The sequence below is a fragment of the Chryseobacterium cupriresistens genome (assembly GCF_046614675.1).
GTDB lineage: Bacteria > Bacteroidota > Bacteroidia > Flavobacteriales > Weeksellaceae > Chryseobacterium > Chryseobacterium cupriresistens.
Genome location: NZ_JBKKJT010000002.1, coordinates 479,153 through 504,982, shown reverse-complemented (window position 1 = coordinate 504,982; position 25,830 = coordinate 479,153). Strand labels below are relative to the sequence as shown.

The following is a 25,830-nucleotide window of genomic DNA, read 5'->3' as shown; positions in this document are numbered from 1 at the left end:
AATATTAAACAATCAAATTTTAAAGACAACATAAAACGTATGAAACATCTTCTTATTGATTCTTAATTTTATTATTGAGAAATTAAATCCTATTTTTGTCATACAAATTTTTTGAACAATGCCGAATATTTCAAACAGAGCACTGCATATGCCGCCATCGCCGGTAAGAAAACTGGTTCCTTTTGCGTTACAAGCAAAACAAAAAGGAATAAAAGTATACCACCTTAATATCGGACAGCCTGATATTGAAACTCCGGAAACAGCTTTAAATGCTTTAAAGAACATCGATTTAAAAGTATTGGAATATGCTCTTTCTGAAGGTAATATAGAATACAGAAAGGCCCTTACTGAATATTATCATTCATTAGGCTTCTCAGATCTTACTCCTGATAACTTCATTGTTACCAACGGAGGTTCTGAAGCACTTAACTTTGCGATCTCTACTCTATGTGATGAAGGTGATGAAGTCATTATCCCAGAACCTTACTATGCCAACTACAATGGGTTCACCAGCACATTTGATGTGAATGTAGTAGCTGTACCTTCTACAATTGATACTGGTTTTGCTTTGCCGCCTGTTGAAGAATTTGAGAAAAAAATTACAGAAAAAACAAGAGCGATCATCATCTGTAACCCTGGTAACCCTACCGGATATCTTTATACCCGTGAGGAACTTCAGAAACTGGCAGAAATCGCTTTGAAATATGATATCGTCATCATTTCTGATGAAGTATACAGAGAATACGTATACGATGGAAAGCAGCAGATCTCAATGCTCGATTTCCCTGAATTAGCTGAAAACTGTATCATTATTGACTCTGAATCCAAGCGTTACTCTATGTGTGGAGTAAGAATCGGATGTATGGTGACACGTTCCAACAAGATCCGTAATGCGGCGATGCTTTTTGCACAGGCAAGATTAAGCCCGGTTCTTTTAGGACAGATTGCAGCAACGGCAGCACACCAGAACGACGGCCCCTACATCAGAGCAGTAAGAGAAGAATATACCCACAGAAGAAATGTACTGGTAGATCTTTTAAACGCTATTCCTGGTGTGATCTGCCCTAAACCAAGAGGAGCTTTCTACTGTGTTGCAGAACTTCCGGTAGACGATACTGAAAAATTTGCCCAGTGGCTACTTGAAAAATATTCTCTTAATAACGAAACCATCATGGTGGCGCCTGCAGGAGGATTCTACAGCGATCCTGAATTAGGTAAGAAACAGGTAAGAATTGCCTACGTACTGAAAGAAGAAGATTTAAAAAGAAGTGCTGAAATTCTTAAAGAAGCTTTAAAGAAGTACAGAGAAGAATTCAGTCTGTAAAAATATATTGATGCCGACAACAAAAAAACTCCATCTGAAAATCCTGTTTTCGATCCTTTTGCTGTCGGCATTTTTTTCCTGTGATTCCAAAAAGACAGAGCCATCTGTTTCTCAAAAAAATCCACATGAGATTACATTCATCAGCGTATCCGACATCGGAGGACATCTGGGAAACTACAGAATTGTGAAGGCCACAAAAGATTCTGTTTTTGCAGAACAAGGGATGACAGCCAATCAAACCCATAAATCATGGGTATCTGCTATGAATTCCGAAACCTGGAAAAAGCTGGTATCAACAATCAATATTGTAGATCTTGATCATATCAAAAGTTCTCCAAGCCAACAGTCTGTAGACGGAACAGATGAAACCTTCCAGATCCGGACTCCCAAAAAATCACATATCTATGTGAATGCTTATGCAGATACTTTACATTACAAGCAATTACAGCAACTTAAAGAACAACTAAACAAAATTCTCCCCAAAGAATACCAATAAAAACATGCAGGAAAATTTTTCACTACGACCTTACAACACATTTGGTGTTGAAGCCAAAGCCCGTTATTTTACGGAAGTTAATACTATTGATGAATTAAAAGAGGCACTTATTTTCGCGAAAAACCAAAATCTTCAGCTTCTGTTCCTGGGAGGCGGAAGCAATATTCTTCTTACCAAAGATTTCGATGGTCTTGCTATCAGACTTAATTTAAGAGGTATTTTCGAAGAAATCATCAATGAAAATGAGGTATGGGTAACCGCAAAAGCAGGTGAAAACTGGCATGAATTTGTAATGTACTGCCTGCAAAAAAATTATGGAGGACTTGAAAATCTTTCTTTAATTCCGGGAAATGTTGGAACTTCTCCGATGCAGAATATCGGAGCTTACGGAACAGAAATTAAAGATATTTTTGTAAGCTGTGATGTATTGGACCTGGAGAATCTTGAATTGAGAACTTTCAATCTCGAACAATGCAGGTTCGGATACAGGGATTCTATTTTCAAACAGGAAGGAAAAGGCAGATATGTTATTCTGGAAGTTACTTTTAAACTGACTCAAAAAGATCACCATATCAAAACCGAATATGGAGCAATTCAATCTGAACTCGAAAATCTTGGCATTGAAAATCCAACCATTCAGGATGTTTCAAAAGCAGTGATCAATATCCGTCAAAGCAAATTACCGGATCCTAAAGAAATTGGAAATGCCGGAAGTTTTTTCAAGAACCCAACCATTCCTTTAGCTCAGTTTGAAGCATTAAAACAAAAATTTGAAAATATTCAGGGTTACCCGAATGGAGATGGGGTAAAAGTTCCTGCCGGATGGCTGATTGAACAATGCGGATGGAAAGGAAAACAAATCGGAAATGCAGCTTCACACAAACTGCAATCTCTGGTGATCATCAATGCAACCGGGAGTGCTACAGGAAAAGAAATTTTTGATTTTTCTACAGAGATCATTAATTCTGTAAAGGAAAAGTTTGGGATAGAACTTGAACGGGAAGTGAATATTATTTAATCTAAAAATATATAAAGGCTGATTTGTATGAATTTAGTCTTTTTTTATTACTTATTATCTGTAACTGTTGGATGAACGCAAAGTCGCAAGGATCTTTTATTTTTCTTTGTTATTATTTTAAGGCGCAAGGATTTTATCTTCGATAACATTTAATGCTGTACGATCTTTGTGCTACAAAAAGATTAACCTTATTTCATTCTCACCCTTGCTGAAAATCTCGATTTTCTCGCGTCTTAAAAACGGCATATTATTCAAAATCTTTAAGCCTTTGCGCTCACCCAACAAAAATTAATTCAGAATCATTTCATATCTAGTCTCCGGAAAATCATTATTTTAGCTTAAAAATTACTAGTTGTGATGAAAATAGCTATTCTTGGTGCCGGAAATATGGGGCTTTCTTTTTCGAAATCATTCTTAAAATACGAACTGATCAAACCTGAACATCTGCATCTTATTATCAGAAGCCAGGAAAAAATCTCCAAAATAGCTGACGAATTTCCCAAATCCAAAATCTCCACTTTCGAAGAGGTAAAAGATATTGATGCTGATTTAATCATCATTGCAGTAAAGCCTCAGGATTTTCAGGCGGTTGCCCACAACATTCAATTTACTTTCAAGGAAAACCAGATGGTCTTATCCATCATGGCAGGGATTAATATTGAAAAAATCCAAAAATTGCTAAATCATCCGCTTGTGGTAAGAGCAATGCCGAACTCTCCTACCCTTCTGGGAATGGGAATCACAGGGTATACTGCTGCCAACGGAATTTCTTTCAGCCAGTTAATCAATATTGAAAGATTATTAAACAGCACAGGAAGATCGGTTTATCTGGAGGATGAGGAACTTCTGGATGGTGTCACTGCCCTTTCAGGAAGCGGCCCTGCCTATTTTTATTATATTATTGATGCTATGATTAAAGCCGGCATTGAAATGGGAATTGAAGAAAACCTTTCCAAACTTTTTGTAAAACAGACGATGCTGGGAGCTTATCATCTGATCAATAATTCGGAAAAAAATCTTGAGGAACTGATTAAAGATGTTGCATCCAAAGGAGGAACTACTGAAGCTGCTTTAAAAACATTTGAAGAAAACAGTTTCAAAGAAATTCTGAAGCAGGGAATTCTGAACGCTGAAAAGCGTGCAAAGGAACTTAATAATTAAGTTTCCTATCCAAAAATCTGCGTAGCAACCAACCAATATATACCCCGAAAGTATTCAGGAGGATATCATCTACCTCAAATATTCCCATTCTGGTAAAATATTGAAGCGCTTCCACAATAACAATACATGAAATAAAACCAAATATCAGGGGTTTCAGCTTTTTCAGTCCGGGAATTACCCAGCCCATAAACCCAAAAGGAATAAACATCATAATATTACCCAAGACAATTGTTACTATATCTATGGTCTTAGTGGGACCCTGGATAAATTTGAAGGTAGAAAAAACTGGTTCTACGGTGATGAGATTTTCCTCATACTGAAATCTGCCCATTCCCAAAAACATCAGATAGAACAGAAACAGAGTATACGGAACAATTATGATTGTATAAATTTTCTTTAACATCGAACTGCTAATATATTCATTTCAAAAACATTAAATTTGTGTATTAAAATAATTTAATGAAATACGTTCTGCTTACACTTATTTCAGCAATGCTGCTGTCGGTTTCATGGCCAACTTATGGGGTTCCGTTTTTTATATTTTTTGCTCTTGTTCCTCTTCTGATGATGGAACATGGCATTTCAAAATTTTCTGATTATAAAAGGAAAAGCTGGGTGGTCTTCGGATTATCTTACCTATGCTTTGTCATCTGGAACGTAGTCACTACAGGATGGCTGTATGGTTCAAAGAATCCGGATGGAAGCCACTCACTGATGGCTGTTTTATTCCCTGTATTAGTCAATTCTCTTTTATATTCTCTGGTATTCCAATGTTATCACTGGTACAAAAATGCTCAGGGAACGTATTGGGGATTAGGCTTTTTAATTGCCATCTGGATGAGTTTTGAAAAATTTCATTTAGGATGGGAACTGACATGGCCGTGGCTGAACCTGGGGAATGTATTTTCAGACTATCCCAAACTGATCCAGTGGTATGATACTTTGGGAGCAACCGGAGGAAGCTTCTGGATTCTGGTCATCAATGTTCTGATTTTTTATACTGTAAGAACATGGGAAGCCGGAAGAAAGAGAAAAGACCTGATCAAAAACTCCGCTATTGTTGCTGCTTTAATTGTTCTGCCGATGATTATTTCAATAATCAGATACAACAATTTTGATGAAAAGCCAATCGGACAGGTTAATGTTCTGATGCTTCAGCCGGATCTTGATCCTTATGCTGAAAAATACTCCAAAGATAGCCTGACTATAGAACAGGATTTATTAGCGCTTGCTGAAAAAAACTCAACCGGTAAGATTGATTATTATATCGCCCCGGAAACCGCTCTTCCGGGAAGAGGATCTATTTCCGAAACAGGTTTTGAAAAGAGTTTACTTCTTAATAATATCAAAGGATTTTTATCCGGTCACCCGGAATCTGTTTTTGCTACAGGAATTTCTTCACACCGATTCTTTTATAATCCTACCGACTTACCTAAAGAAGCTTACCAGATTAACAGCGGTGTTTGGGTGAGCAGTTATAATACTGCCATTCAACTGGTGCCTAACCAAAAAGTACAAGCTTATCACAAAGGAAAACTGGTGCCAGGTGTTGAAATATTCCCTTATATGAATGTTTTGAAACCATTATTGGGAGATGCCATGCTGAATCTTGGAGGTACTGTAGCTTCTCTGGGAACAGACAAAGAACGAGTTGCCTTTGCAAATCCTTACAACAAAGGAAAACTAGCGCCTATCATTTGCTATGAAAGTATTTATGGTGAATTTGTAACAGACTATGTAAAAAAAGGAGCTAACTTTTTAGGTATTATGACCAATGACTCATGGTGGGGCGTTACCGAAGGGCACAAACAGCTTTTATCTTATGCTAAACTGAGGGCTATTGAAACAAGAAGAGAAATCGCCCGTGCAGCGAACAGCGGAATTTCAGCGCATATCAATGCTAAAGGAGAGATAACAGCCGATACTTTCTATGGTGACCAGACAGCCTTATTCGCAAAGGTAAACCTGTATGATACAATGACATTTTATACAAGAGCAGGAGACCTTCTTTCAAGGTTTTCCATATTTGCGTTAGGATTCCTATTGTTCTACTATCTGATTGAATGGTTCAAAAAGAAAACAAAGAAAGCGTAATCCGAAGATTAAGTAAATTTATTAGATAGAGATAAAATGAAAGAAAAAATATTCAGATACAGATATTCTCTCATTTTTCTGGTGTATTGTCTTGCAGTATACTTTTTAAGTAAAAATGCCAGTCTTGTATTTGAATGGAAGGTAATCATGGAAGATTTTTCCGTCTATCATGATTATTATTACCTAGGCAAACCTTCGGCTTATATGCCGCCTTTATATCCTTATTATTTACTTTTAATAGAAAGTATTGTTAAGACACCAAAGTGGGTTATGATTTCATGTGTTCTGCAGTCTGTCATTTTATTTTTCTCGGTTTTATTACTTGTTGTGTCTTTTGAAGAAAATGCGATAAAAAAAAACAGGTATTTCTTTGCTTTTGTGGGTGTTATTTTTTTTCCGCCTATTCTTTTAGGCGCTACAAAAATCAGTTCATTTGCTCTTACACTATCTGTATTCAGCATTTTCTTTGCGTTAGTATTGAAATTATCACAGAAGGTCAATGTAAAAAATATAATATTAACTTCAATATTTTCAATAGCCGGGCTGTATCTCCGGTTTGAATTTCTGTTTTTAATGATCAGCTCAGCAATTATGCTGATCGGATATAAAAAAATAAAATATTACAACCTTCTGCTTGTGTTTGTATTTATTTTCATTACCTATCTTCCATGGTGTATAAGAAACTATGAAAAAACAGGAGTATTCCATTATTCAACTTCTCTCAATTATAATTTCGCAAAGGGGAATAATGAAAAATATGATATTTTCTCAAGTGAAAACCTGCCGTATGATCCGGCAAAAAAAATGATATTAACCGATGAATATCTCCGTCAGAATTTCACAGATGAGAAACAAATAGATCAATATCTGCAACAGCTCAACAAAAATTTCATTTCGGAGCATCCGGAACTGTTTATTAAAAACAGTTTTAAAAAAATAGGAATCAATTTTTTAAATTATTATCCAGGAAACTATAATTTCCCAAGCGTTTACATAATGTATCTGTACTCTGTTATTTTACTCGTTTTTAATTTGCTTTTAATTTACACAATTATTCAAAAGCTAAGATTAAGATTCACATTTGATGCTGCATTTCCCGGAGTTATTTTCATTTTCTATTTATTGTTTTATTCTGTAGCACCGTTACCAAGATATTTCCTGTTATATTTACCGCTATTTTTCCTTTTTGTATTTCAGAATTTGAATGATAAACTCTATTTATATTTGTTGAAACTCAAAAAGACAAATGGATAAAAAAGAGAAAAGCCAGCTGGACGTCTGGCTTTTCTCATTGATAGAAGATAGAATTGATTCAATTACTTAATCGTAAGTTTCCTGGTGGTTATTTCGTTTTTTATCTTCAGTTTTAATACATAGATTCCTTTTGGTAAATGAGCAACATCAATAGACTGATCTCCATTGATACTGATATTCAGTTTTCTTCCGTCCATCGAATACATTTCAACTTCTGAAACTTTTTCTCCTTTTATATAGACTTTATCTGACACAGGGTTCGGATAGATAACAAGCTGCTTTTCAGATTTGATTTCCGCTGTTCTCAAAACACTTTGGGCAGAAGCGTCAGAATATACTTTTGCAGCATCAATTGATTTCACACTCCAGTATACATTCTGAACAGCCTGATCAAGCTCAAGGAACCATGATGGTGTCGTTACCACATATTTGGCAATATCATGAGCTCCCTGCGTAGTTCCTACCGAGATCTCATAACGTAATGCACTCATCGGAGTTTTATCATCAGAAGCACCACTCCATGTAAAATTGAAACGGTTTCCGTTTTTAGTCAGATTCAGTTGCGTTGGTGCTGTAGGTTTGGCATTTGCTTCTGCAGCATTATTTTTAAATACTTTAGTCAGTGAAGGCAGATCTGAAGCAGACCAGTCGAATCCACCCAATAAGATGTCCGGATGATGATCATTATTAAAATCAAAAAGCTGCACCAGCCCTGGCCCTCCAAGGGCAGTAATACCATTTAGAGTTCCTTCATTGAATTTATGATTGGAAACATCATAGATATAGGTTTTCACTACAGCATTATAATTTTCATTTCCTGAAATAATAAAGTCGTAATAGCCGTCATTATTTAAATCTCCGACACTTAATGCAACATCAGAAATATCGCCTGCTTGAATTATATTCGGAGTTAATGCTCCGGTACCATCATTCATTAAAACAGCAGAATAGGCATCATCATTTATATCTCTTCCAATTACTACGATATCCTGAAAGCCATCAGCATTAAAATCTGCAAAATCTATTTTTCCCACTGCAACAGGCGCAAGATCCTGTATAGGAGTCAGAACTCCAGCCTGGTTCATATATACTTTGGATACCGCATCTCCGTTGATGTCTGATCCGATAATCACAAGATCCAGCAGGTTGTCGTTATTAAGGTCTACTACTTTAAAACTTCCACTCTGAGTTCCATCTATCCAATTTTCCGTAAGATCAAAACCAGTCCCTGTATTTTTATAATAATCCAGACTGTTTCCGAAGCCTCCTCCATGAGCATATTGAGTTCCATTAAGAGCATAATCAGGCTTTCCGTCATGATTAAAATCAAAAACTTCCAGGGATCCGTAAATTTTTCCCGGCAGTTCTGCTTCTTTTATAAATCCTGTCCCGGTATTTTTGAATCGGTATTGTTTATAATTAACAACATCCATATAGCTGAGCCCTGTAGAAACAATATCCATTAGGCCGTCATTATTATAATCAATGAATTTAATATCTCCAAGATGGGTTACATCAGCTCCCAACCCTGCAAACGGTAACAATGTTGTTCCATTGTTCTGATATACTTCATTATACGTACTGTCCACATTTCCATCGCCATCAGTATCTATTGCTCCGTTAAGTACGATATCCAGCGTACCGTTGTTATCTATATCTGCAATATCAGCTGCAGAATAATAAAAATTATTCATGCCGGTCTGAATCTCAGTAAAGTTCTGAGCCATGATACTGACAGGCAGCATAGAGCATAAAATATAAATCCTTTTCATAATTGTTTTTATTTAGATTAATTAAAAACAAAGATAGAATATTAAATTTCCCGGGTGAAAAAAAGGCTGTATGAAATATATCAGCACTGATTATCTGCTGCATCCCAAGGATTCTGCTATTTTAAAAATTCAATATTATTAATCAGCCACTTATTTGCAAATATTTTCCAAAAGATTTGTCTATCTAAAAAATTCTTCGTTATTTTGCACTCTCAAATATTATACAAATAAGAACATCGAGATATGTCAAGAATTTGCCAAATAACAGGAAAGCGTGCAATGGTTGGTAACAACGTTTCTCACGCTAATAACAAAACGAAGCGTCGTTTTGAAATTAACTTATTAGAGAAGAAGTTTTACCTTCCGGAGCAAGATAAGCACGTTACACTGAAAGTATCAGCTCATGGATTGAGAGTGATTAACAAGATTGGAATCGAGGAAGCTATTGAAAGAGCTACTAGAAACGGATTGATTAAAAAGAATTAATAAATCATGGCAAAAAAAGGAAACAGAGTTCAAGTAATCCTTGAATGTACAGAGCACAAAGAAAGTGGTATGCCAGGAATGTCAAGATACATTTCTACAAAAAATAAAAAGAACACTACAGAAAGATTGGAATTGAAAAAATACAATCCTGTTCTTAAGAGATCTACCATTCACAAAGAAATTAAGTAATTTATAAATAATAACTTACCATGGCAAAGAAAGTAGTAGCAACCCTACAAAGCGGTCAGTCTAAGAAGATGACTAAAGTGGTGAAAATGGTTAAGTCTTCTAAATCAGGAGCTTACGTTTTCGAAGAAAAAGTAATGAATGCTGATGAAGTAGATGGTTATTTAAAAAAATAATCAGTACTTTGTTTACAATATAAAAAACTACTCATTTTTTGAGTAGTTTTTTTGTTATATTCGTTTCATAAAAAACACATTATGAAGCAATTCTTTATTTTATTTTCAGTCCTACTATTCACAGAGTCTTCCTATCATTCTCAAACCCTTCAAAATAAAAGAAGCGCTACAGATAATGTGAAAATTATTATTCTGGGGAATGTACAGGATGCCGGCTCTCCTCAGATCGGATGCCGTAAAGAATGCTGTGTGGATCTCTGGAAACATCCCCAGCCCGACAGAAAAGTATCTTCTCTGGGAGTCATCGACGACGAACTGCAGAAAAATTATATCTTCGATGCCACCCCGGATTTCACTCAGCAGCTGCAATTCCTGATGGAGCATTCAGCTGATCCAAAGAAAGCCGTGCCTGATGGTATTTTTATTACCCATGCCCACATCGGACATTATACAGGTCTTATGTTTTTGGGGAAAGAAGGTATGAATTCCAAGGATGTCCCCGTCTATACCATGCCCCGTTTAAAAGAGTTCTTTGAAAACAATGGCCCATGGTCCCAGCTGGTCCGTTTAAATAATATTATTCCCTATGAGATGCAAAATGAAACACCAATAAAGGTGAACTCTCATTTAGAGGTTACTCCTATACAGGTTCCTCACCGTGATGAATATTCGGAAACAGTAGGTTTCATCATTAAAGGTCCTCATAAAAAGGCATTATTCATTCCGGATATAGATAAATGGAATAAGTGGAAATACCATATTACAGATCTCATAAAAACAGTAGATTATGCATTTCTGGACGGTACATTTTATGATTCGGAAGAAATAGGCTACAGAAATATTGAAGATATCCCGCACCCCTTTGTAGTGGAGAGTATGGAACTGTTTAAAAGCCTGCCGCCTGAATATAAAAAAAGAATTTTCTTTATCCATTTTAACCATACCAATAAAATTTTAAATCCTGATAGCAGACAGAGTAAACAGGTTATTGAAAAAGGTTTTAATATAGCACGCCTGGGAGACGAATTTGACTTATAATTGCAATCAGTTTCTTTATCAGACTGTAATAAAAACCCTGCTGCTGAATATCAGGAAATAAAAATAATAAAGACTTTGTTTACATATAAAAAAACAACTCCTGTTTTGGGTAGTTTTTTTGCTATCTTTGCTCACCAGATTATTAATCAGTAAAGTATGAAAAAGATACTTGTTCTGGCCTGCACAGCAACTTTTCTATTTTCATTCAGTCAGAAAACAATGAATTTAGAATATAAAAGTTCGCCGAAAGTTTTCAGCATAAAAGGATTATCTCAATCGGTAAGTATTGATTGCGGAAATTCCAGAATGATTTTGCTATCCGGACAGGTTCCTCTGGACACGGAAGGCAATCTTGTGGGAAATACGATTGAAGAGCAGACCCAGCAGGTTTTCAAAAATATTGAAAACATCCTGAAAGAATATGAAGGTACAGGAAAAGATATTATCAAACTGGTCATCTACACCACAGACATCAAAAAAACACCTGATTTCAGAAAAGTAAGGGATTTGTATGTCAATCTTCAGAATCCTCCCGTAAGCAGCCTTGTAGAAGTGAGCAGGCTTTTCAGAGATGATGTGTTGATAGAAGTAGAAGCCACAGCAGTGATTAAAAATAAATAAGAATAAACTAAAACTATGAGTTGGTTTAAAAATATTTTCAAAAAGGAAGAAAAGGAAACCTTAGATAAAGGATTGGAAAAATCCAGCCAGGGATTCTTTGAAAAAATGACGAAAGCCGTAGTCGGTAAAAGCAAAGTAGATGATGAAGTTCTGGATGATCTGGAGGAAGTACTGATTGCTTCCGATGTAGGTGCCTCTACCACTATCAAAATTATTGAAAGAATTGAAGAACGTGTTGCCAGAGATAAATATGTAGGCGTCAACGAACTTGACAAAATTCTCCGTGAAGAAATTTCGGGATTATTGCTTGAAAATCCACATGCCGGTACGGGAAATATAGACACTTCAAAAAAACCATATGTCATTATGGTAGTAGGAGTAAATGGAGTGGGAAAAACAACAACCATCGGAAAACTGGCTCATCAGTTCAAATCGGAAGGTAAAAAAGTAGTTCTTGGAGCGGCTGATACCTTTAGAGCGGCTGCCGTTGACCAGCTTGTTATCTGGAGCGAAAGAGTGGGTGTTCCCATTATAAAACAGGAAATGGGATCGGATCCTGCGTCTGTAGCTTTTGATACGGTACAAAGTGCTGTAGCTCAAAATGCAGATGTTGTCATCATCGATACTGCAGGAAGACTTCACAACAAGATCAACCTGATGAACGAGCTTTCCAAGATCAAAAGAGTGATGCAGAAAGTAATTCCTGATGCACCTCATGAAATTTTATTGGTGCTTGACGGCTCTACAGGGCAGAATGCTTTCGAACAGGCAAAACAATTTACAGCAGCAACGGAAGTAAACGCGTTGGCAGTAACAAAACTGGACGGAACAGCCAAAGGAGGTGTTGTTATCGGTATCTCCGATCAGTTCCAGATTCCGGTGAAGTATATCGGTGTAGGCGAAAAAATGCAGGATTTACAACTTTTTAATGGTACGGAATTTGTAGACTCATTCTTCAAGAAAAGATGATTTATATCATGTTTTCCCTTATATTAGTAACAAATCATTTTTAAAATATTAACAATAAAAAAATTTGCAACTATGGGAATTATTACATGGATCTTATTCGGTCTTATTGCAGGTGCTATCGCTAAAATGATCATGCCTGGAACTCAGGGAGGAGGATGGCTTATCACTATCATCCTGGGAATTCTGGGAGCATTTGTAGGAGGAGCTATAGGAGTTTACGTTTTACACTGGGGTGATGTCACTTCATTCTGGAATCCGAGAAGCTGGATTCTCTCAATCGGAGGCGCTTTAATCATTCTCTGGATTTATGGAATGGCCACAAAGAAAAGCTGATAGTAACGCTGATAAAAAATAAAATCCCGGATCTGAAATTTCAGGTCCGGGATTTTTGTATACAATATAAAATTTAGTTAGTTGTTGATTCTGATCTGATAAGGCATTTCCATTTTCACCTCAGACTGTAGTTTTTTGTTTGTGATCTGCTGTAAAATCTCATAGTTGGACTTCCCTATCTTATTTTTAATAATTCTTGCCGAAACATCTTCCTCATTCAGGTCTTTAAAGATTTGTTCGAACGGGGTCATTCTCTTAGGGAAAGCCTCTACGTGGTAAGATTTCATTCCTGCTTTCTGAGCGGCAAATTCCACAGCATCAGCTAAAGTACCCAATTCATCCACCAATCCAATTTGCTTGGCACGAACACCACTCCATACTCTACCGCCTCCTACATTATCAATCTGCTCAAAAGTTTTCTTTCTGTTCTGAGTTACAAAATGTACAAATCTCTTATAGGTACCTTCCACACTTCTTGTCATCATATTGACTCCATAAGGGGTCACTCCGTTTAATCCTGAATAATACATAGAGTTGGCATTGGTAGAAACAATATCCGCACGAATCCCGTTTTTAGCAGCAATATCTTTATAGTAAGGCATCACCCCGAACACTCCGATAGAACCGGTAAGTGTATTAGGCTCTGAATAAATTTTATCTGCAGCCATTGCTACATAATATCCTCCTGATGCTGCATAGTCTCCAAAAGAAACGATCAGTGGCTTTTTCTTTTTCAGCTGCTGTAATTCAAATAAAATTTCATCTGAAGCATTGGCACTTCCTCCCGGAGAGTTGATTCTGAACACAACCGCTTTCACTTTATCATCCTCCTGAAGTTTTTTGATGTACTTCACATATTTCTCGGAATGAATATCATTGTATTCATCTCCGTTATTAATAGATCCCGAAGCATAAAGTACAGCGATCTTTTCACCGGATTTATCTTCATCCGCATAAGAATTGATATAGCTTGTCAAAGAAATCTTGTTCAGCTTTTCTTTATCTTTTACATTAAGCTTCGCTTTCAGAAGATCTTCATATTCGGATTTCTGGATCAGCTTATCCGCAAGTTTATACTGTAAACTCTGCTCAGGAATCATTCCGTATAAGCTGTCTGTAATTGTTCTGAACTGAGCAGTATCAATTTTTCTTGAAGCAGCCATTTTATTGGATGTATTTTTCCAAAGATCATTCAAAAGAGTACTTAACTGTTCTTTATTTTCAGGAGAAATATCATTTCTTAAAAAGGGTTCTACCGCAGACTTGAATTTACCGTGACGGATTACTTCGATTCCGATTCCGTATTTATCTGCAAAATCTTTGAAGAAAGTAACCTCAGTAGAAAGACCTTTTAATTCGATCATTCCTGCCGGATGCAGGTAATATTGATCAGCAACAGATCCTAAATAATAAGCAGACTGTGATACTCCGTTTCCATAAGCGTATACAAACTTTCCGCTTTTCTTGAAATCCTCAATAGCATTTCTAAGATCATCAATCTGCGTAAGGCCTGCAGACAAGTCATCAGCTTCTATACTGATTCCTTTAATATTATCATCAGTTTTTGCTTTGTTGATAGCCTCTAATGCATCATATATAAGAATACTTTTATTTTGGGCGCCTATCCCGAATAATCCCATCTCTTCTTCGGTAGGACTATCGATGATACTGGTCTTTAAATTAATCGTAAGAACTGAGTTCTTTTTCACCGCCACCGACTTATCATTCCCCATTGCACTGAACACAAGCATCATGATGAAAAAGATGAAAAATAGAGCGCAAAGTATGATAATTGCGACTATATTTGCCAAAACATTTTTGAAGAAACTTCTCATAAATCAATCAATTTTCTAATATGTCGCAGCATAAGGTCGTTTTGTTACTGGGAAGTAACTTAGGAGAGCAAAAAAAAAATGTAGAGCTTGCATTAAAAAAAATCAGTGAAGCCGGAAATTACATTTCACAAACCAGCGAATTTTTAATGTCTGAGCCTGTAGAGTTTGCCAGTTCCAATATTTTTTGTAATATTGCAGCAATAATATTCACACATCTTTCACCCATTCAACTGCTTGATTGTATTAAGAATATAGAAGTTGAGATGGGAAGAATTAATGATTCAAAAGTATCCGGTGGTTACACAGACAGGATAATTGATATTGATATCATTAAGTATAATGAGTTGAATTTTAAATCAGAAAGATTAGAAATCCCTCATAAAAAACATCTTTTTGAAAGGGATTTTTCCAGGATATTATTAAAAGATTTTATTTAAAACATAAAACATATTGTATGAAATTAGGTTTATTATTATTGGCTACGTCATTGCCAATTGCAGCTTTCGCACAGAACAGCGGCACAACAGTAAACTCTTCCACAGAGTACCCTAATACATTCTCCTCAGGTTCCGCTAATGTAAAACCCTTTGACAACAAATCCAGACGTTTCAGAGACTGGTCTATTTCTGTTGGAGGAGGTCCTGCATTTATGGTACACTCCGATTTAAAATCTATCCGCAAGGATAAGACTAATTGGGGATACAATGCTTACGTAAGCGTGGACAAACAAATCACACATGCATTCGGGCTAAGCCTTATGTATATGAGAGGAGAAACAAAACAGACAGCCCAGCTTCCTGGTGCTGAAGGTGTAAAATCAGGAATAGCTACTGCAACAACACAGTTTGACAACATCTCTTTATTGGGGGATATCAACTTCTCGAACTTATTCAGAAGAGTAGACAACCACTCTCCATACAGATGGGCTTTCCACGGATATATGGGTATCGGTCTTCAGGGATTCAGAACATCACTGCATGATAATGACGAATTCAGATGGAGCAATTCTCCAAGAAGAACTCCTTTATTCATTAAACAGGACATTGATATCAACTCTATCTTCTATCAGGGAGGTGTGGGAATCAAGTACAATGTTTCAAAACTTATTGACGTTGAGGCAAGAACCATGTACATTATCAGTGGTGATGATGAATTCGATGGCGGCGGATGGGCAGATCCTAATGATTATGATCCTTCCACTCCAGGTTCAAAATATAACATGTTAAATTCCAGAAGATCTGATAACGCCTGGACAGTAAGTTTAGGAGTATCTTTCAAACTAGGAAAGCACGAATCTCATCTGGCATGGCATGATCCGCTTCAGGAAGCTTATTACAGAACCAGCGTTCTCGAAAATGCAAGTACTGACCTTGTTGTCTGCGAAAAAGGAGATGCAGACAATGACGGAGTATGCGATGACTGGGACAGACAACTTGATACTCCTGCAGGAGCAAGAGTAGATGGAGCCGGAGTTGCTTTGGATATGGATCTTGATGGAGTTATTGACCTTTACGATAAGTGCGTAACTGTACCAGGACCTGTTGAAAATAACGGATGCCCGATTAAATAATTAAAACAGTCTTACAATTCTTTTACAAAAAGAAATCAAATAATAATACACGATGAAATTAAGTTTAGCAATTGTTGCATTAGCTTTGGCAATTCCTTCTGCCGCTTATGCACAAGACTCAACAGCAGTTTCGAATGGAAAATATCCCAATACATTTTCCTCAGGATCTGCCAATGTTACACCATTTACCAACCAATCCAAGAGATTTAATGATTGGTCTGTTTCAGTAGGAGCAGGTGTTCCGCTTCTGCAGTCAGCAGATTTAACCTCTATCAAAAATGGTAATGGTAAAAACCTTTTTGGCTATTCAGCGTATGTAAGTATTGATAAAGCGATTACCCATGCTTTTGGGATCAATTTACAGTATGACAGAGGTGAAACCAGACAAGGATGGTTCAATACTAAAAATGCAGCACCGGATGCAACAGCAGTAGGGGCAAGAACTCAGTATGACGCGATCTCTATCTTAGGAGATATCAACTTCTCAAACCTGTTAAGAAGAGTTGACAACCATTCTCCTTACAGATGGGCACTTCACGGATATGCAGGTATCGGTACTATTGCATACAGAGCATATCAGAAAGACGGAAGCAACAGACAGAGATTGATGACAGAAATCAAACCTTTCGAATTAGGTTCTATGTTCTTTCAGGCTGGTACAGGTCTGAAGTTCAAAGTGAACAGAAGAATCGATATTGAAGGTAGATTAATGTATGTGGTAACCGGTGATGATGAATTTGACGGTGGAGGTGATGCTTACAGCACTATCAACAAGCGTTCTGAGCAGGTTTCAGACAACTTCTTCAACGCTACTTTAGGTCTTTCTTTCAAACTAGGTAAGCACGAGTCTCACGTAATGTGGCATGACCCGCTTCAGGAAATCTATTATAAACTTGATGTACTGGCTAACAAAAACCAGGATATTGAAGTATGTAAAAAAGGAGATGCTGATAATGATGGTGTATGCGACGATTGGGACAGACAGCTTGATACTCCTGCAGGAGCAAGAGTAGATGGTGCCGGAGTTGCGCTTGACACTGACTTAGACGGTGTAATTGACCTTTACGATAAGTGTGTAACGGTTCCAGGACCTGTTGAAAACAACGGATGTCCTGTTGTTAAAGATAATAAGCAAACTGCTGTAGAAGTAGAGAAAACCCTTAAAGATATTTATTTCAACTTTAATAAAGCAACCATCAGACCTGAATCTAATGAGAAACTGGATCTGGCTGCTTCAATTATCAAAGAAAACGGAGGTAATTACCTGTTAACAGGACATACCGATATCAAAGGAAATGCAGCATACAACCTTAGATTGTCTAAAGAAAGAGCAGCAGCTGTAGTTGGAGCTCTGGAAAACAGAGGCATCAATGAAAATGTGCTGAAATCAAGAGGAGTAGGTTCTGCTGAAGCTACTATCCCTGCATCAGCTTCAGATGCTGAAAGAATGGCGGACAGAAAAGTTACTGTAAGATTTATAGAAAGTTCAGAATGGGATTCTATCAAAAAGAAAGACTATGAAGATGCTCCTGTAAAAAAAACAGTCAAAAAAGCTCCCGCTAAGAAAAAGAAGAAATAATTTCAAATACTTCATAAACCGAAAAGAATTGTTCTTTTCGGTTTATTTTTTTTCTACTACGAATTTTTTTACATACCTTTATCATTATTTTCAGGACAATTGTACAAACACATTAGTAATCAGTACGTTTGTTTTGAAAAAAATTAACACAATATCACTTTTTAGCGTAAAAAATCATTTAAAATAACTTAACTTAAAAAAATAACACTATGAAATTAAGTTTAGCAATTGTTGCATTAGCTTTGGCAATTCCTTCTGCCACGTATGCACAAGACTCAACGGCAGTTTCAAAAGGAGAATATCCTAATACATTTTCTTCGGGATCTGCTAATGTTTCCCCATTCACCAATCAATCTAAAAGATTTAACGATTGGTCTATTTCTGCCGGGGTGGGTGTTCCACTTCTTCAGTCTGCGGATTTAACCTCTATCAAAAATGGTAACGGTAAAAACCTTTTTGGATATTCAGCGTATGTAAGTATTGATAAAGCGATTACCCATGCTTTTGGGATCAATTTACAGTATGACAGAGGTGAAACCAGACAAGGATGGTTCAATACTAAAAATTCAGCACCGGATGCAACAGCAGTAGGAGCAAGAACTCAGTATGATGCGATCTCTATCTTAGGAGATATTAACTTCTCAAACCTGTTAAGAAGAGTTGACAACCATTCTCCTTACAGATGGGCACTTCACGGATATGCTGGTATCGGTACTATTGCGTACAGAGCATATCAGAAAGACGGAAGCAACAGACAGAGATTGATGACTGAAATCAAACCTTTCGAATTAGGTTCTATGTTTATGCAGGCTGGTACAGGTCTGAAGTTCAAAGTGAACAGAAGAATCGATATTGAAGGTAGATTAATGTATGTGGTAACCGGTGATGATGAATTTGATGGAGGAGGTGATAAATACAGCGCTATCAACAAGCGTTCAGAGCAGGTTTCAGACAACTTCTTCAATGCTACTTTAGGTCTTTCTGTTAAACTTGGAAAACATGAATCTCACTTAATGTGGCATGACCCGCTTCAGGAAATCTATTATAAACTTGATGTGCTGGCTAACAAAAACCAGGATATTGAAGTATGTAAAAAAGGAGATGCTGATAACGACGGGGTATGCGACGATTGGGACAGACAGCTTGATACTCCTGCAGGAGCAAGAGTGGATGGTGCCGGAGTTGCGCTTGACACTGACTTAGACGGTGTAATTGACCTTTACGATAAGTGTGTAACTGTTCCGGGACCTGTTGAAAACAACGGATGCCCTGTAGCAACAACAGGACCTGTAGTAGAAACAGAAACTAAATTGGAAGGAATTGAGTTTGATTTGAATTCTGACAGAATTTTACCTTCAAATACTCCAATTTTAAATAATGCAGTAAACTATATTAATTCTTCAAATGGTTCTTACAATGTAATCGGAGCTACAGATACAAGAGGTACTGATGCTTACAACCAGAAACTATCTGAAAGAAGAGCAAACAACGTTAAGAACTATCTGATCAAAAATGGTGTTCAGACAGGTAAACTACAGGCTATAGGAAAAGGTGAAAAAGACCTTAAATATCCTGAATGTGAACCGGCAACGAAGTGCCCTGAATGGAAAAACAGAGCCAACAGAAGAGTATACTTCGAAGCTAAATAATAAACATATTGATACATTATATGAAAGTCACGCCCTGCGTGACTTTTTTTGTCCTAATTCTTTCCTTATTTTTACAACATGATTTCTCCGCAGGATTTTCAAAAGCTAAAATATGATACTCTTAAGTATTTCTGGGGTTATACCGACTTCAGAGATTCTCAGGAAGAAATTATCAATGCTGTAATCAATGAAAAAGACACCCTGGTTCTCTTACCTACAGGAGCAGGAAAGTCTTTATGTTATCAATTACCAGCCTTACTGAAAGAAGGAACCTGCCTTGTTGTTTCTCCTTTGCTGGCATTGATGAAAGACCAGGTTAATCAGCTTAAAGCGCGTGGTATAGAAGCAGAATATCTTTCCTCCGAATTGGATGAATATGATGCTGAAGCCATTTATGACCGCTGTAAAGAAGGACTTACCAAGCTGCTCTATGTTTCTCCTGAAAGGCTTACCAATACTCAGTTTATTCAAAATATGGAAGAAATACAGCTATCCTTCATTGCCGTTGATGAAGCACACTGTATTTCAGAATGGGGACAGGATTTCAGGCCCAGCTACCAGAATATAAAAGGATTCAGAAATAATAACCCAGAGATTCCCTGCCTTGCCTTGACTGCAACTGCAACTCCGAAAGTGCTGGAAGAAATTAAAAATAAACTGGAACTGAAAAATCCTTTTGTTTTTCAAAAGAGTTTCAAAAGAGAGAATATTAAAATCTTTACAGATGAAGTATCTGATAAATTTCAACGTGTTTTTGATATTCTAAAATACAGCAATGATTCCGGAATTGTTTACGTAAGAACAAGAAAAGAAGCTGAACTGCTGGCAGAATTTCTAAAGAAAAATCAACTGAAAAATGTAGATTATTTTCATGCCGGTCTCACAACCAAAGAAAAGAATGCAAGACAGAATCTTTGGAATAACAGTGACAATCACGTTCTTATTTCTACCAATGCCTTTGGAATGGGTATTGACAAAGATAATGTCCGTTTTGTCATTCATTATTCTCCCGCTGCATCCCTTGAAAACTATTATCAGGAAATCGGAAGAGCCGGAAGAGATGGCAAAGACAGTTTTGCCTTCATGCTCTGGAACAAACAGGAACTATTGAATTTTGATCAGGTTTTAAAAAACCAGACTCCCAACAAAGCTGAGTTTTTGAAAATAGTTAGTTATCTCTACTCTATTTTTCAGGTAGCTGAATTTGAACTTCCGGAAAAGACATTTCAACTGAATCATCTCAGTATACAGAATTTTACAAAACTATCGAAGGCCAAGATCAACAATGTACTCAATTTTCTGCACAATCAGGAAATTGTTTACTACAATGATAACAAAAGTCTGTCTTCGCTCGAACTTTTTATTAAAGCTGATGAGATTGACCAGTTGCCACAAAAAGATGGCCATTTCATAGAACTCCTTTTCCGTACCATATCAGGAATTACTACGCACAAAGTTATGTTCAGCGAACAGCAGGTCAGCAACAAAATCAATATCAGTGTTCCTTTAATCAAGGAACGTCTGAAAGAGCTGCAGCAAAAGAATTACCTTGAATATATTGACGGAGCATTAGCCAGTATTAAATTCCTCAAACCCCGTGATGAAAGAGCTGTGAACAGCGCTTACTGGAAATTATTTGAACATATTCAGAGGAATAAAATCCAGAAATGGGAAGAGATGAAGTTTTACGTAGAAAATAACGACTACTGTAAAATGAAACTAATTCTTGCTTACTTTGGTGAAAAAAATTCAAAAAACTGTGGACAGTGCTCTGTCTGCGAAAAAAATAAGCAGTCTATCTTTGGGAAAAATATTTCCCAGCAGATCATTAATTTATTAGCTAAAAAATCGGCTACTATTGAAGAACTGTCTATCCAGCTCAGCTATCATTCCAAAGAAAATATACTGGAGAATCTGATTTTTCTTTTGGATTCAGGAAAGGTAAGAATGCTGAATTTCAGAACGTATGCGCTGAATCATGAGTAATGAGTAATATGCAATGAGCAATGAGCAATGATTGATAAATATTATGACCCTCAACCTGCCTAAATCTCAAAGCTCATACTCTAAAACTCTCCTACCTTCAAACCCTGATATTTTCCGACTCTCAGATCAAAAACTTATCTTTGCATTATGAAATCATTGAAAGTCGTTTTTTTAGGAACTCCTGAGTTTGCAAAAACCTCTTTGGAGGCCATCCACCAATCTCACCATCAGGTAGTAGGTGTTGTAACTGTAGCTGATAAGGCAAGCGGACGCGGACAGAAAATTCACCAGTCACCGGTAAAAATCTATGCAGAAGAAAATAATATTCCTGTTTTTCAGCCAGAAAAGTTGAGAAACCCTGAATTCCTGGAAGAACTTAGGAAACTGGATGCTGATGTTTTTGTAGTGGTTGCCTTCAGAATGATGCCTAAAGTGCTTTTTGAGATGCCTAAAATGGGAACTTTCAATCTTCATGCTTCACTGCTTCCTGATTACAGAGGTGCTGCACCCATCAATTATGCTGTAATCAACGGAGAAGAAAAAACCGGAGCAACTACATTCTTTATTAATGAAAAAATTGACGAAGGAAATATTCTTCTTCAGCAGGAAATGGAAATTTTACCGGATGAAAATGCAGGAAGCCTTCATGACCGACTCATGGAAATGGGCTCAGGCCTTGTGGTTAAGACATTGGATGGTCTTGCCGAAAATGCTATTGAAGAAAAACCTCAGCCCCATGTAGAACATCCTAAAAATGCTTATAAAATTTTCAAGGAAGATACGAGGATTAATTGGGAACAGCCTTCAAAAACTATTCATCAGTTTATTCTGGGAATGTCTCCTTATCCTGCAGCCTTCACTACTTTAAAGATTGACAACGAAGAAAAAGGATTAAAAATATTCGGGGGTAAATTTGAACTTTCTGATCACGGAAAACCAGCCGGAACGCTGGATATTTCAAAAAATGAATTTAAAATTTACACTCAGGACGGGATCTACTACCCTCTTGAACTTCAACTGGAAGGTAAAAAAAGAATGATGGTAAAAGATTTTCTGAATGGCTTCCGAAACTTTGACGGAATTACATTAAGCTAAAATAGACTATTATCAAACATAGAAAAAGTCCCGAAAACATGTACCAATAAACTTTCGGGACTTTTTATTTTTTTCGGTCATCAGCTTTTACTGACAATTTTCTTTCGGATTCTGCTTATAAATTCCGGAGTTACTCCCAGATATGCTGCAATCTGAATATTCGTTAAACGGTTGGCTGTCTGTGGATAATCTTTTAAAAACTCAACATAACGTTCATCAGAAGGCTTGCTTAGATTATCAATAATTCTACGCTGTAGTGCAATAATTGATTTTTGAAATTTAAGCCTCATTAATCTTTCAATCTCCGGCATTTCAGTATACAGTTTTTCTTTGTCTTTTTTGGGAATAAGAAGGATTTCACTATCCTCAAGCGCCTGAATATTGAGTTTAGAGGGAATACGGTTCACAAAACTATCAATATCGGAGATCCACCAGTTTTCAATTCCAAAATACAATATCTGTTCGGCTGCATTATGATGGGTATGAAAAACTTTAAAACATCCGCTTACTACAAACCCTTCAAATTCGCAAATTTCACCTTCTTTTAAGAGGAATTCTTTTTTCTTGATTTTCCTTAAACTGAAAGCACTGCAGTATTTCTCCAGCTTTTCATCTGAAATTTCAATATAGCCCCGGATATGTTTTTTTAAAGATTCAGTCATGGTTTAAAAAATAAAAAAGGTTTAGAAAAATCCTAAACCTTATATTTTATATTACAAACAGTCAATTAATGTGAAAACAATTCACTATTGACCATTCATTTTTTATAGTTGTACCATCTCCGTAACCTCTACATCATATCCTCCAACCTGAGGTTTGATATTAGGGTTTTGAGTGATTACTTTAAACTTGTTGATTCCTAAATTCTTAAGGATCTGCGTTCCGATTCCATAATCTCTGTAGTTGTACGCCAGTGTAGGATGCTGCTCCTGACCGTCCTGATAGTTCAGGAACTGCTGAAGTTTTCTCAATGTATTTTCAGAGTTGGAAACATTGTTGATGAAAATAATAGCTCCTTTTCCAGCCTCATTAACCATATTGGTTACTTTTTCCAACAGAGGTTTCTCCCCATTATTTAATCTTGTCAATACATCGAAATAAGAATCTGAAGATTGTACTCTTACCAAAACAGGCTCATCTACTGTCCATGTTCCTTTTGTCAATGCAAAGTGGATCTGGTCATTGGAAGTTTCTCTGAAAGCATAAAAATCAAAATCACCATAATGGGTTTTTACTTTTTTCTCTTCAAGTCTTTCTACAAGATTTCCTTTTTTAAGCTGATAATGGATCAGGTCTTCGATAGAAACGATCTTCATATCGTGTTTTTGGGCAAAAGCATGAAGTTCAGGCAGACGGGACATTGTACCGTCTTCGTTCATGATCTCGCAGATCACACCTCCTTCTTTTAACCCTGCTAAGTTCGTAAGATCGATGGCCGCTTCAGTATGTCCGGCTCTTTTCAATACACCTCCTTTTCTTGCACGAAGCGGGAAAATGTGGCCAGGTCTCATAAAGTCCGTAGGCTTGGATTTTTCATCCATCAGCGCTAAAATTGTTTTTGCTCTGTCACTTGCAGAAATTCCGGTAGATGTTCCGTTACCCAGAAGGTCAACTGATACGGTGAAAGCAGTTTCCTTAGGATCGCTGCTTCTGCTTACCATCACTTCAAGTCCAAGCTCATCACATCTTTTTTCAGGAAGCGGCATACAGATCAGCCCTCTTCCGTGAAGAGCCATAAAATTGATAATTTCCGGCGTTGTCAGTTCTGCCGCGCAAAGAAAATCACCTTCATTTTCTCTGTCTTCATCATCTACTACTATGATTATTTTACCATTTCTAAGGTCTTCAATAGCCTCTGGAATAGTATTTAATTTAATATCTGACATTTTTACTTTTTATTTGTGCAAAGATACTCATAAAAATAAGCATCTGCCAATTAATTATGGATGGTTTATTACGCTTTGGATAAAGAGTCTGCAGCCGCTCTGAAAATCTCGTAAGATCTCAATCTTTTCTGATGGTCGTAGATATGTGAATTGATCATCAGCTCATCTACCTGGAACCTTTCCTGGAAATCTTTAAGTTTTTCCTGAATTTCAGCCTGATCTCCGATAAAAGTATATCTCAGTTTCTGCAATACCATAGATTTTTCCATTGGGGACCAGATGTCATCCATATCATCCACGGGTGGAGCAAAAGGTTTTCTGTCGTTTCTTACAATATTGATGAATGCCTGGAATAAAGTGGTGGAAATTTTATGAGCTTCCTCAGAAGTTTCAGCCGCTACCCCATTAACACAGGCAATGATATAAGGTTTATCCAGATATTTTGACGGTTCGAAATGTTCTCTGTATATTTTAAAAGCCATTTCCATCTGCTCAGGTGCAAAATGTCCCGCAAATGCATAAGGCAGCCCTAGTTCTGCAGCCAGCCATGCACTGTCTGTACTTGACCCCAGAATATATAGCGGAATATCCAATCCTTCTCCCGGAATGGCACGAACCATCGCCTCTGAATTTTCTTTTGAAAAATATCTTTGAAGTTCGAGGATCTGTCTTGGAAACTGTTCATTGATGATGGCTGGATTCCTTCCCAACGCTTGTGCTGTCAAGCCATCTGTTCCCGGAGCTCTTCCTAATCCAAGGTCAATCCTTCCCGGAAACAGAGATTCCAGTGTTCCGAACTGTTCTGCAATGATCAGAGAACTGTGGTTAGGAAGCATAATTCCTCCTGAACCTACTCTGATTGTTTTCGTTCCATTGGCAATGAAACCAATTAAAACAGAAGTTGCAGAGCTTGCAATACTTTCCATATTGTGGTGTTCTGCCAGCCAGAATCTTTTATAATTTAAATTTTCAGCGTGATTAGCTAGTGATAAGCTGTCCTGAAAAGTATCATGAATGCTTTTACCTTGCTTTACCGGGGCAAGATCTAAAACAGAAATTTCAAAATTTTTCATGTTATGATGTTAATTTTTCTTTAATCTGAAAAACAAGGCAAATTTAAAACATAAAAACTGCATTAGTTACTTTTTGTAATTAATAAAAACAATTGATCAGTTCAGGGAAAAACTATTGGAATAAAATTTTTGTTTACTTGATTTTATCTATGAGATTTTAAAATTTAAATAACTCTATTAAAAACATATTTTAACGAAAACAATTCAACAAAAAGAGATATATTGATTA

General features: G+C 36.8%; 25 protein-coding genes. 19 read left to right on the top strand and 6 right to left on the bottom strand.

Features of this window, described 5'->3' with window-relative positions:
- The first annotated feature begins 118 nt into the window (after window positions 1-118).
- The 4 genes from ACLI50_RS07475 (at window position 119) to proC (ending at window position 3,999) form a co-directional block, all read left to right on the top strand.
- Complete coding sequence (locus ACLI50_RS07475) at window positions 119-1,324, top strand: pyridoxal phosphate-dependent aminotransferase (protein WP_110008033.1); 1,206 nt, start codon at window positions 119-121, stop codon at window positions 1,322-1,324.
- Window positions 1,325-1,334: 10 nt separating this feature from the next.
- Window positions 1,335-1,820 (top strand): hypothetical protein, encoded by a 486-nt coding sequence (locus tag ACLI50_RS07470; RefSeq protein WP_202841214.1) that lies wholly within the window; start codon window positions 1,335-1,337, stop codon window positions 1,818-1,820.
- 4 nt (window positions 1,821-1,824) lie between these two features.
- A complete protein-coding gene (gene murB / locus ACLI50_RS07465) occupies window positions 1,825-2,838 on the top strand; it encodes a UDP-N-acetylmuramate dehydrogenase (RefSeq protein ID WP_202841215.1) in 1,014 nt (337 codons plus the stop codon).
- 357 nt (window positions 2,839-3,195) lie between these two features.
- A complete protein-coding gene (proC, locus tag ACLI50_RS07460; protein WP_202841216.1) occupies window positions 3,196-3,999 on the top strand; it encodes a pyrroline-5-carboxylate reductase in 804 nt (267 codons plus the stop codon).
- Here proC and ACLI50_RS07455 read toward each other — a convergent pair.
- Entirely contained in the window at window positions 3,989-4,402 is a 414-nt protein-coding gene (locus ACLI50_RS07455) for a VanZ family protein (RefSeq protein ID WP_202841217.1), read from the bottom strand. The two genes, proC and ACLI50_RS07455, sit on opposite strands and share 11 nt — an antisense overlap.
- 56 nt (window positions 4,403-4,458) lie before the next feature.
- Between ACLI50_RS07455 and lnt the strand changes: the two genes are divergently transcribed.
- Window positions 4,459-6,093, top strand: coding sequence for an apolipoprotein N-acyltransferase (lnt, locus tag ACLI50_RS07450; RefSeq protein ID WP_202841218.1), 1,635 nt, complete (start codon window positions 4,459-4,461; stop codon window positions 6,091-6,093).
- 36 nt (window positions 6,094-6,129) lie between these two features.
- Window positions 6,130-7,347, top strand: coding sequence for a hypothetical protein (locus ACLI50_RS07445; protein ID WP_411413491.1), 1,218 nt, complete (start codon window positions 6,130-6,132; stop codon window positions 7,345-7,347).
- Between the two features lie 62 nt (window positions 7,348-7,409).
- Here ACLI50_RS07445 and ACLI50_RS07440 read toward each other — a convergent pair whose 3' ends face one another.
- Entirely contained in the window at window positions 7,410-9,119 is a 1,710-nt protein-coding gene (locus ACLI50_RS07440; protein ID WP_411413490.1) for a T9SS type A sorting domain-containing protein, read from the bottom strand.
- A 243-nt stretch (window positions 9,120-9,362) separates the two neighbouring features.
- On the opposite strand from ACLI50_RS07440, the gene rpmB reads away from it, so the two are divergent.
- From rpmB to ACLI50_RS07405, 7 genes are all read left to right on the top strand, one after another.
- Window positions 9,363-9,605: a 50S ribosomal protein L28 gene (gene rpmB / locus ACLI50_RS07435; protein WP_002976757.1), complete on the top strand. Its 243-nt coding sequence runs from the start codon at window positions 9,363-9,365 to the stop codon at window positions 9,603-9,605.
- 6 nt (window positions 9,606-9,611) lie between these two features.
- Entirely contained in the window at window positions 9,612-9,794 is a 183-nt protein-coding gene (rpmG, locus tag ACLI50_RS07430) for a 50S ribosomal protein L33 (protein WP_002976756.1), read from the top strand.
- A gap of 20 nt (window positions 9,795-9,814) precedes the next feature.
- Window positions 9,815-9,967, top strand: coding sequence for a DUF4295 domain-containing protein (locus ACLI50_RS07425; protein ID WP_002976755.1), 153 nt, complete (start codon window positions 9,815-9,817; stop codon window positions 9,965-9,967).
- An 81-nt stretch (window positions 9,968-10,048) separates the two neighbouring features.
- Window positions 10,049-11,005, top strand: a complete 957-nt coding sequence (locus tag ACLI50_RS07420; RefSeq protein WP_343643337.1) for an MBL fold metallo-hydrolase — start codon at window positions 10,049-10,051, stop codon at window positions 11,003-11,005.
- A 156-nt stretch (window positions 11,006-11,161) separates the two neighbouring features.
- On the top strand, window positions 11,162-11,626 hold the full coding sequence (locus ACLI50_RS07415; protein WP_202841223.1) for a RidA family protein: 465 nt from the start codon (window positions 11,162-11,164) through the stop codon (window positions 11,624-11,626).
- A gap of 15 nt (window positions 11,627-11,641) precedes the next feature.
- On the top strand, window positions 11,642-12,595 hold the full coding sequence (gene ftsY / locus ACLI50_RS07410) for a signal recognition particle-docking protein FtsY (RefSeq protein WP_076595870.1): 954 nt from the start codon (window positions 11,642-11,644) through the stop codon (window positions 12,593-12,595).
- Between the two features lie 72 nt (window positions 12,596-12,667).
- Window positions 12,668-12,928: a GlsB/YeaQ/YmgE family stress response membrane protein gene (locus ACLI50_RS07405; protein ID WP_034694983.1), complete on the top strand. Its 261-nt coding sequence runs from the start codon at window positions 12,668-12,670 to the stop codon at window positions 12,926-12,928.
- Window positions 12,929-13,005: 77 nt separating this feature from the next.
- Here the strand turns inward: ACLI50_RS07405 and sppA are convergent, their stop codons facing one another.
- Window positions 13,006-14,763, bottom strand: coding sequence for a signal peptide peptidase SppA (sppA, locus tag ACLI50_RS07400; protein ID WP_343643338.1), 1,758 nt, complete (start codon window positions 14,761-14,763; stop codon window positions 13,006-13,008).
- Between the two features lie 20 nt (window positions 14,764-14,783).
- Here sppA and folK point away from each other — a divergent pair, with 20 nt between their 5' ends.
- From folK to fmt, 6 genes are all read left to right on the top strand, one after another.
- The gene (gene folK, locus ACLI50_RS07395) at window positions 14,784-15,200 is read left to right on the top strand and encodes a 2-amino-4-hydroxy-6-hydroxymethyldihydropteridine diphosphokinase (protein WP_202841227.1); all 417 of its coding nucleotides are present in this window, start codon (window positions 14,784-14,786) and stop codon (window positions 15,198-15,200) included.
- Between the two features lie 17 nt (window positions 15,201-15,217).
- The gene (locus ACLI50_RS07390; protein ID WP_227942856.1) at window positions 15,218-16,333 is read left to right on the top strand and encodes an OmpA family protein; all 1,116 of its coding nucleotides are present in this window, start codon (window positions 15,218-15,220) and stop codon (window positions 16,331-16,333) included.
- Between the two features lie 52 nt (window positions 16,334-16,385).
- Window positions 16,386-17,912, top strand: a complete 1,527-nt coding sequence (locus tag ACLI50_RS07385; RefSeq protein ID WP_411413489.1) for an OmpA family protein — start codon at window positions 16,386-16,388, stop codon at window positions 17,910-17,912.
- A gap of 209 nt (window positions 17,913-18,121) precedes the next feature.
- Entirely contained in the window at window positions 18,122-19,561 is a 1,440-nt protein-coding gene (locus ACLI50_RS07380) for an OmpA family protein (protein WP_202841231.1), read from the top strand.
- Between the two features lie 78 nt (window positions 19,562-19,639).
- Window positions 19,640-21,547 carry a RecQ family ATP-dependent DNA helicase gene (locus ACLI50_RS07375; RefSeq protein WP_202841233.1) on the top strand — a complete coding sequence of 636 codons (1,908 nt, stop codon included), beginning with the start codon at window positions 19,640-19,642 and terminating at the stop codon, window positions 21,545-21,547.
- Between the two features lie 147 nt (window positions 21,548-21,694).
- The gene (gene fmt / locus ACLI50_RS07370) at window positions 21,695-22,642 is read left to right on the top strand and encodes a methionyl-tRNA formyltransferase (protein ID WP_202841235.1); all 948 of its coding nucleotides are present in this window, start codon (window positions 21,695-21,697) and stop codon (window positions 22,640-22,642) included.
- Window positions 22,643-22,722: 80 nt separating this feature from the next.
- On the opposite strand, the gene ACLI50_RS07365 is transcribed toward fmt, so the two are convergent.
- The 3 genes from ACLI50_RS07365 to ACLI50_RS07355 all read right to left on the bottom strand — a co-directional run bounded on the left by ACLI50_RS07365 (window position 22,723) and on the right by ACLI50_RS07355 (window position 25,601).
- Entirely contained in the window at window positions 22,723-23,304 is a 582-nt protein-coding gene (locus tag ACLI50_RS07365; RefSeq protein WP_411413488.1) for a Crp/Fnr family transcriptional regulator, read from the bottom strand.
- Window positions 23,305-23,406: 102 nt separating this feature from the next.
- Window positions 23,407-24,528 carry a 3,4-dihydroxy-2-butanone-4-phosphate synthase gene (ribB, locus tag ACLI50_RS07360; protein WP_202841239.1) on the bottom strand — a complete coding sequence of 374 codons (1,122 nt, stop codon included), beginning with the start codon at window positions 24,526-24,528 and terminating at the stop codon, window positions 23,407-23,409.
- 68 nt (window positions 24,529-24,596) lie between these two features.
- Complete coding sequence (locus ACLI50_RS07355) at window positions 24,597-25,601, bottom strand: LLM class flavin-dependent oxidoreductase (RefSeq protein ID WP_330743108.1); 1,005 nt, start codon at window positions 25,599-25,601, stop codon at window positions 24,597-24,599.
- Between the last annotated feature and the right edge of the window lie 229 nt (window positions 25,602-25,830).

Bases quoted from the DNA above. Each gene is read 5' to 3' on its own strand.
- ftsY (WP_076595870.1), top strand. From the start codon at position 11,642: ATGAGTTGGTTTAAAAATATTTTCAAAAAGGAAGAAAAGGAAACCTTA.
- ACLI50_RS07390 (WP_227942856.1), top strand. From the start codon at position 15,218: ATGAAATTAGGTTTATTATTATTGGCTACGTCATTGCCAATTGCAGCT.
- ACLI50_RS07455 (WP_202841217.1), bottom strand. From the start codon at position 4,402: ATGTTAAAGAAAATTTATACAATCATAATTGTTCCGTATACTCTGTTT.
- ACLI50_RS07440 (WP_411413490.1), bottom strand. From the start codon at position 9,119: ATGAAAAGGATTTATATTTTATGCTCTATGCTGCCTGTCAGTATCATG.
- ACLI50_RS07365 (WP_411413488.1), bottom strand. From the start codon at position 23,304: ATGACTGAATCTTTAAAAAAACATATCCGGGGCTATATTGAAATTTCA.
- ACLI50_RS07445 (WP_411413491.1), top strand. From the start codon at position 6,130: ATGAAAGAAAAAATATTCAGATACAGATATTCTCTCATTTTTCTGGTG.
- ACLI50_RS07425 (WP_002976755.1), top strand. From the start codon at position 9,815: ATGGCAAAGAAAGTAGTAGCAACCCTACAAAGCGGTCAGTCTAAGAAG.
- ribB (WP_202841239.1), bottom strand. From the start codon at position 24,528: ATGTCAGATATTAAATTAAATACTATTCCAGAGGCTATTGAAGACCTT.
- rpmB (WP_002976757.1), top strand. From the start codon at position 9,363: ATGTCAAGAATTTGCCAAATAACAGGAAAGCGTGCAATGGTTGGTAAC.
- ACLI50_RS07375 (WP_202841233.1), top strand. From the start codon at position 19,640: ATGATTTCTCCGCAGGATTTTCAAAAGCTAAAATATGATACTCTTAAG.
- lnt (WP_202841218.1), top strand. From the start codon at position 4,459: ATGAAATACGTTCTGCTTACACTTATTTCAGCAATGCTGCTGTCGGTT.
- murB (WP_202841215.1), top strand. From the start codon at position 1,825: ATGCAGGAAAATTTTTCACTACGACCTTACAACACATTTGGTGTTGAA.
- fmt (WP_202841235.1), top strand. From the start codon at position 21,695: ATGAAATCATTGAAAGTCGTTTTTTTAGGAACTCCTGAGTTTGCAAAA.
- proC (WP_202841216.1), top strand. From the start codon at position 3,196: ATGAAAATAGCTATTCTTGGTGCCGGAAATATGGGGCTTTCTTTTTCG.
- sppA (WP_343643338.1), bottom strand. From the start codon at position 14,763: ATGAGAAGTTTCTTCAAAAATGTTTTGGCAAATATAGTCGCAATTATC.
- folK (WP_202841227.1), top strand. From the start codon at position 14,784: ATGTCGCAGCATAAGGTCGTTTTGTTACTGGGAAGTAACTTAGGAGAG.
- rpmG (WP_002976756.1), top strand. From the start codon at position 9,612: ATGGCAAAAAAAGGAAACAGAGTTCAAGTAATCCTTGAATGTACAGAG.
- ACLI50_RS07355 (WP_330743108.1), bottom strand. From the start codon at position 25,601: ATGAAAAATTTTGAAATTTCTGTTTTAGATCTTGCCCCGGTAAAGCAA.
- ACLI50_RS07470 (WP_202841214.1), top strand. From the start codon at position 1,335: ATGCCGACAACAAAAAAACTCCATCTGAAAATCCTGTTTTCGATCCTT.
- ACLI50_RS07415 (WP_202841223.1), top strand. From the start codon at position 11,162: ATGAAAAAGATACTTGTTCTGGCCTGCACAGCAACTTTTCTATTTTCA.
- ACLI50_RS07405 (WP_034694983.1), top strand. From the start codon at position 12,668: ATGGGAATTATTACATGGATCTTATTCGGTCTTATTGCAGGTGCTATC.
- ACLI50_RS07420 (WP_343643337.1), top strand. From the start codon at position 10,049: ATGAAGCAATTCTTTATTTTATTTTCAGTCCTACTATTCACAGAGTCT.
- ACLI50_RS07475 (WP_110008033.1), top strand. From the start codon at position 119: ATGCCGAATATTTCAAACAGAGCACTGCATATGCCGCCATCGCCGGTA.
- ACLI50_RS07380 (WP_202841231.1), top strand. From the start codon at position 18,122: ATGAAATTAAGTTTAGCAATTGTTGCATTAGCTTTGGCAATTCCTTCT.
- ACLI50_RS07385 (WP_411413489.1), top strand. From the start codon at position 16,386: ATGAAATTAAGTTTAGCAATTGTTGCATTAGCTTTGGCAATTCCTTCT.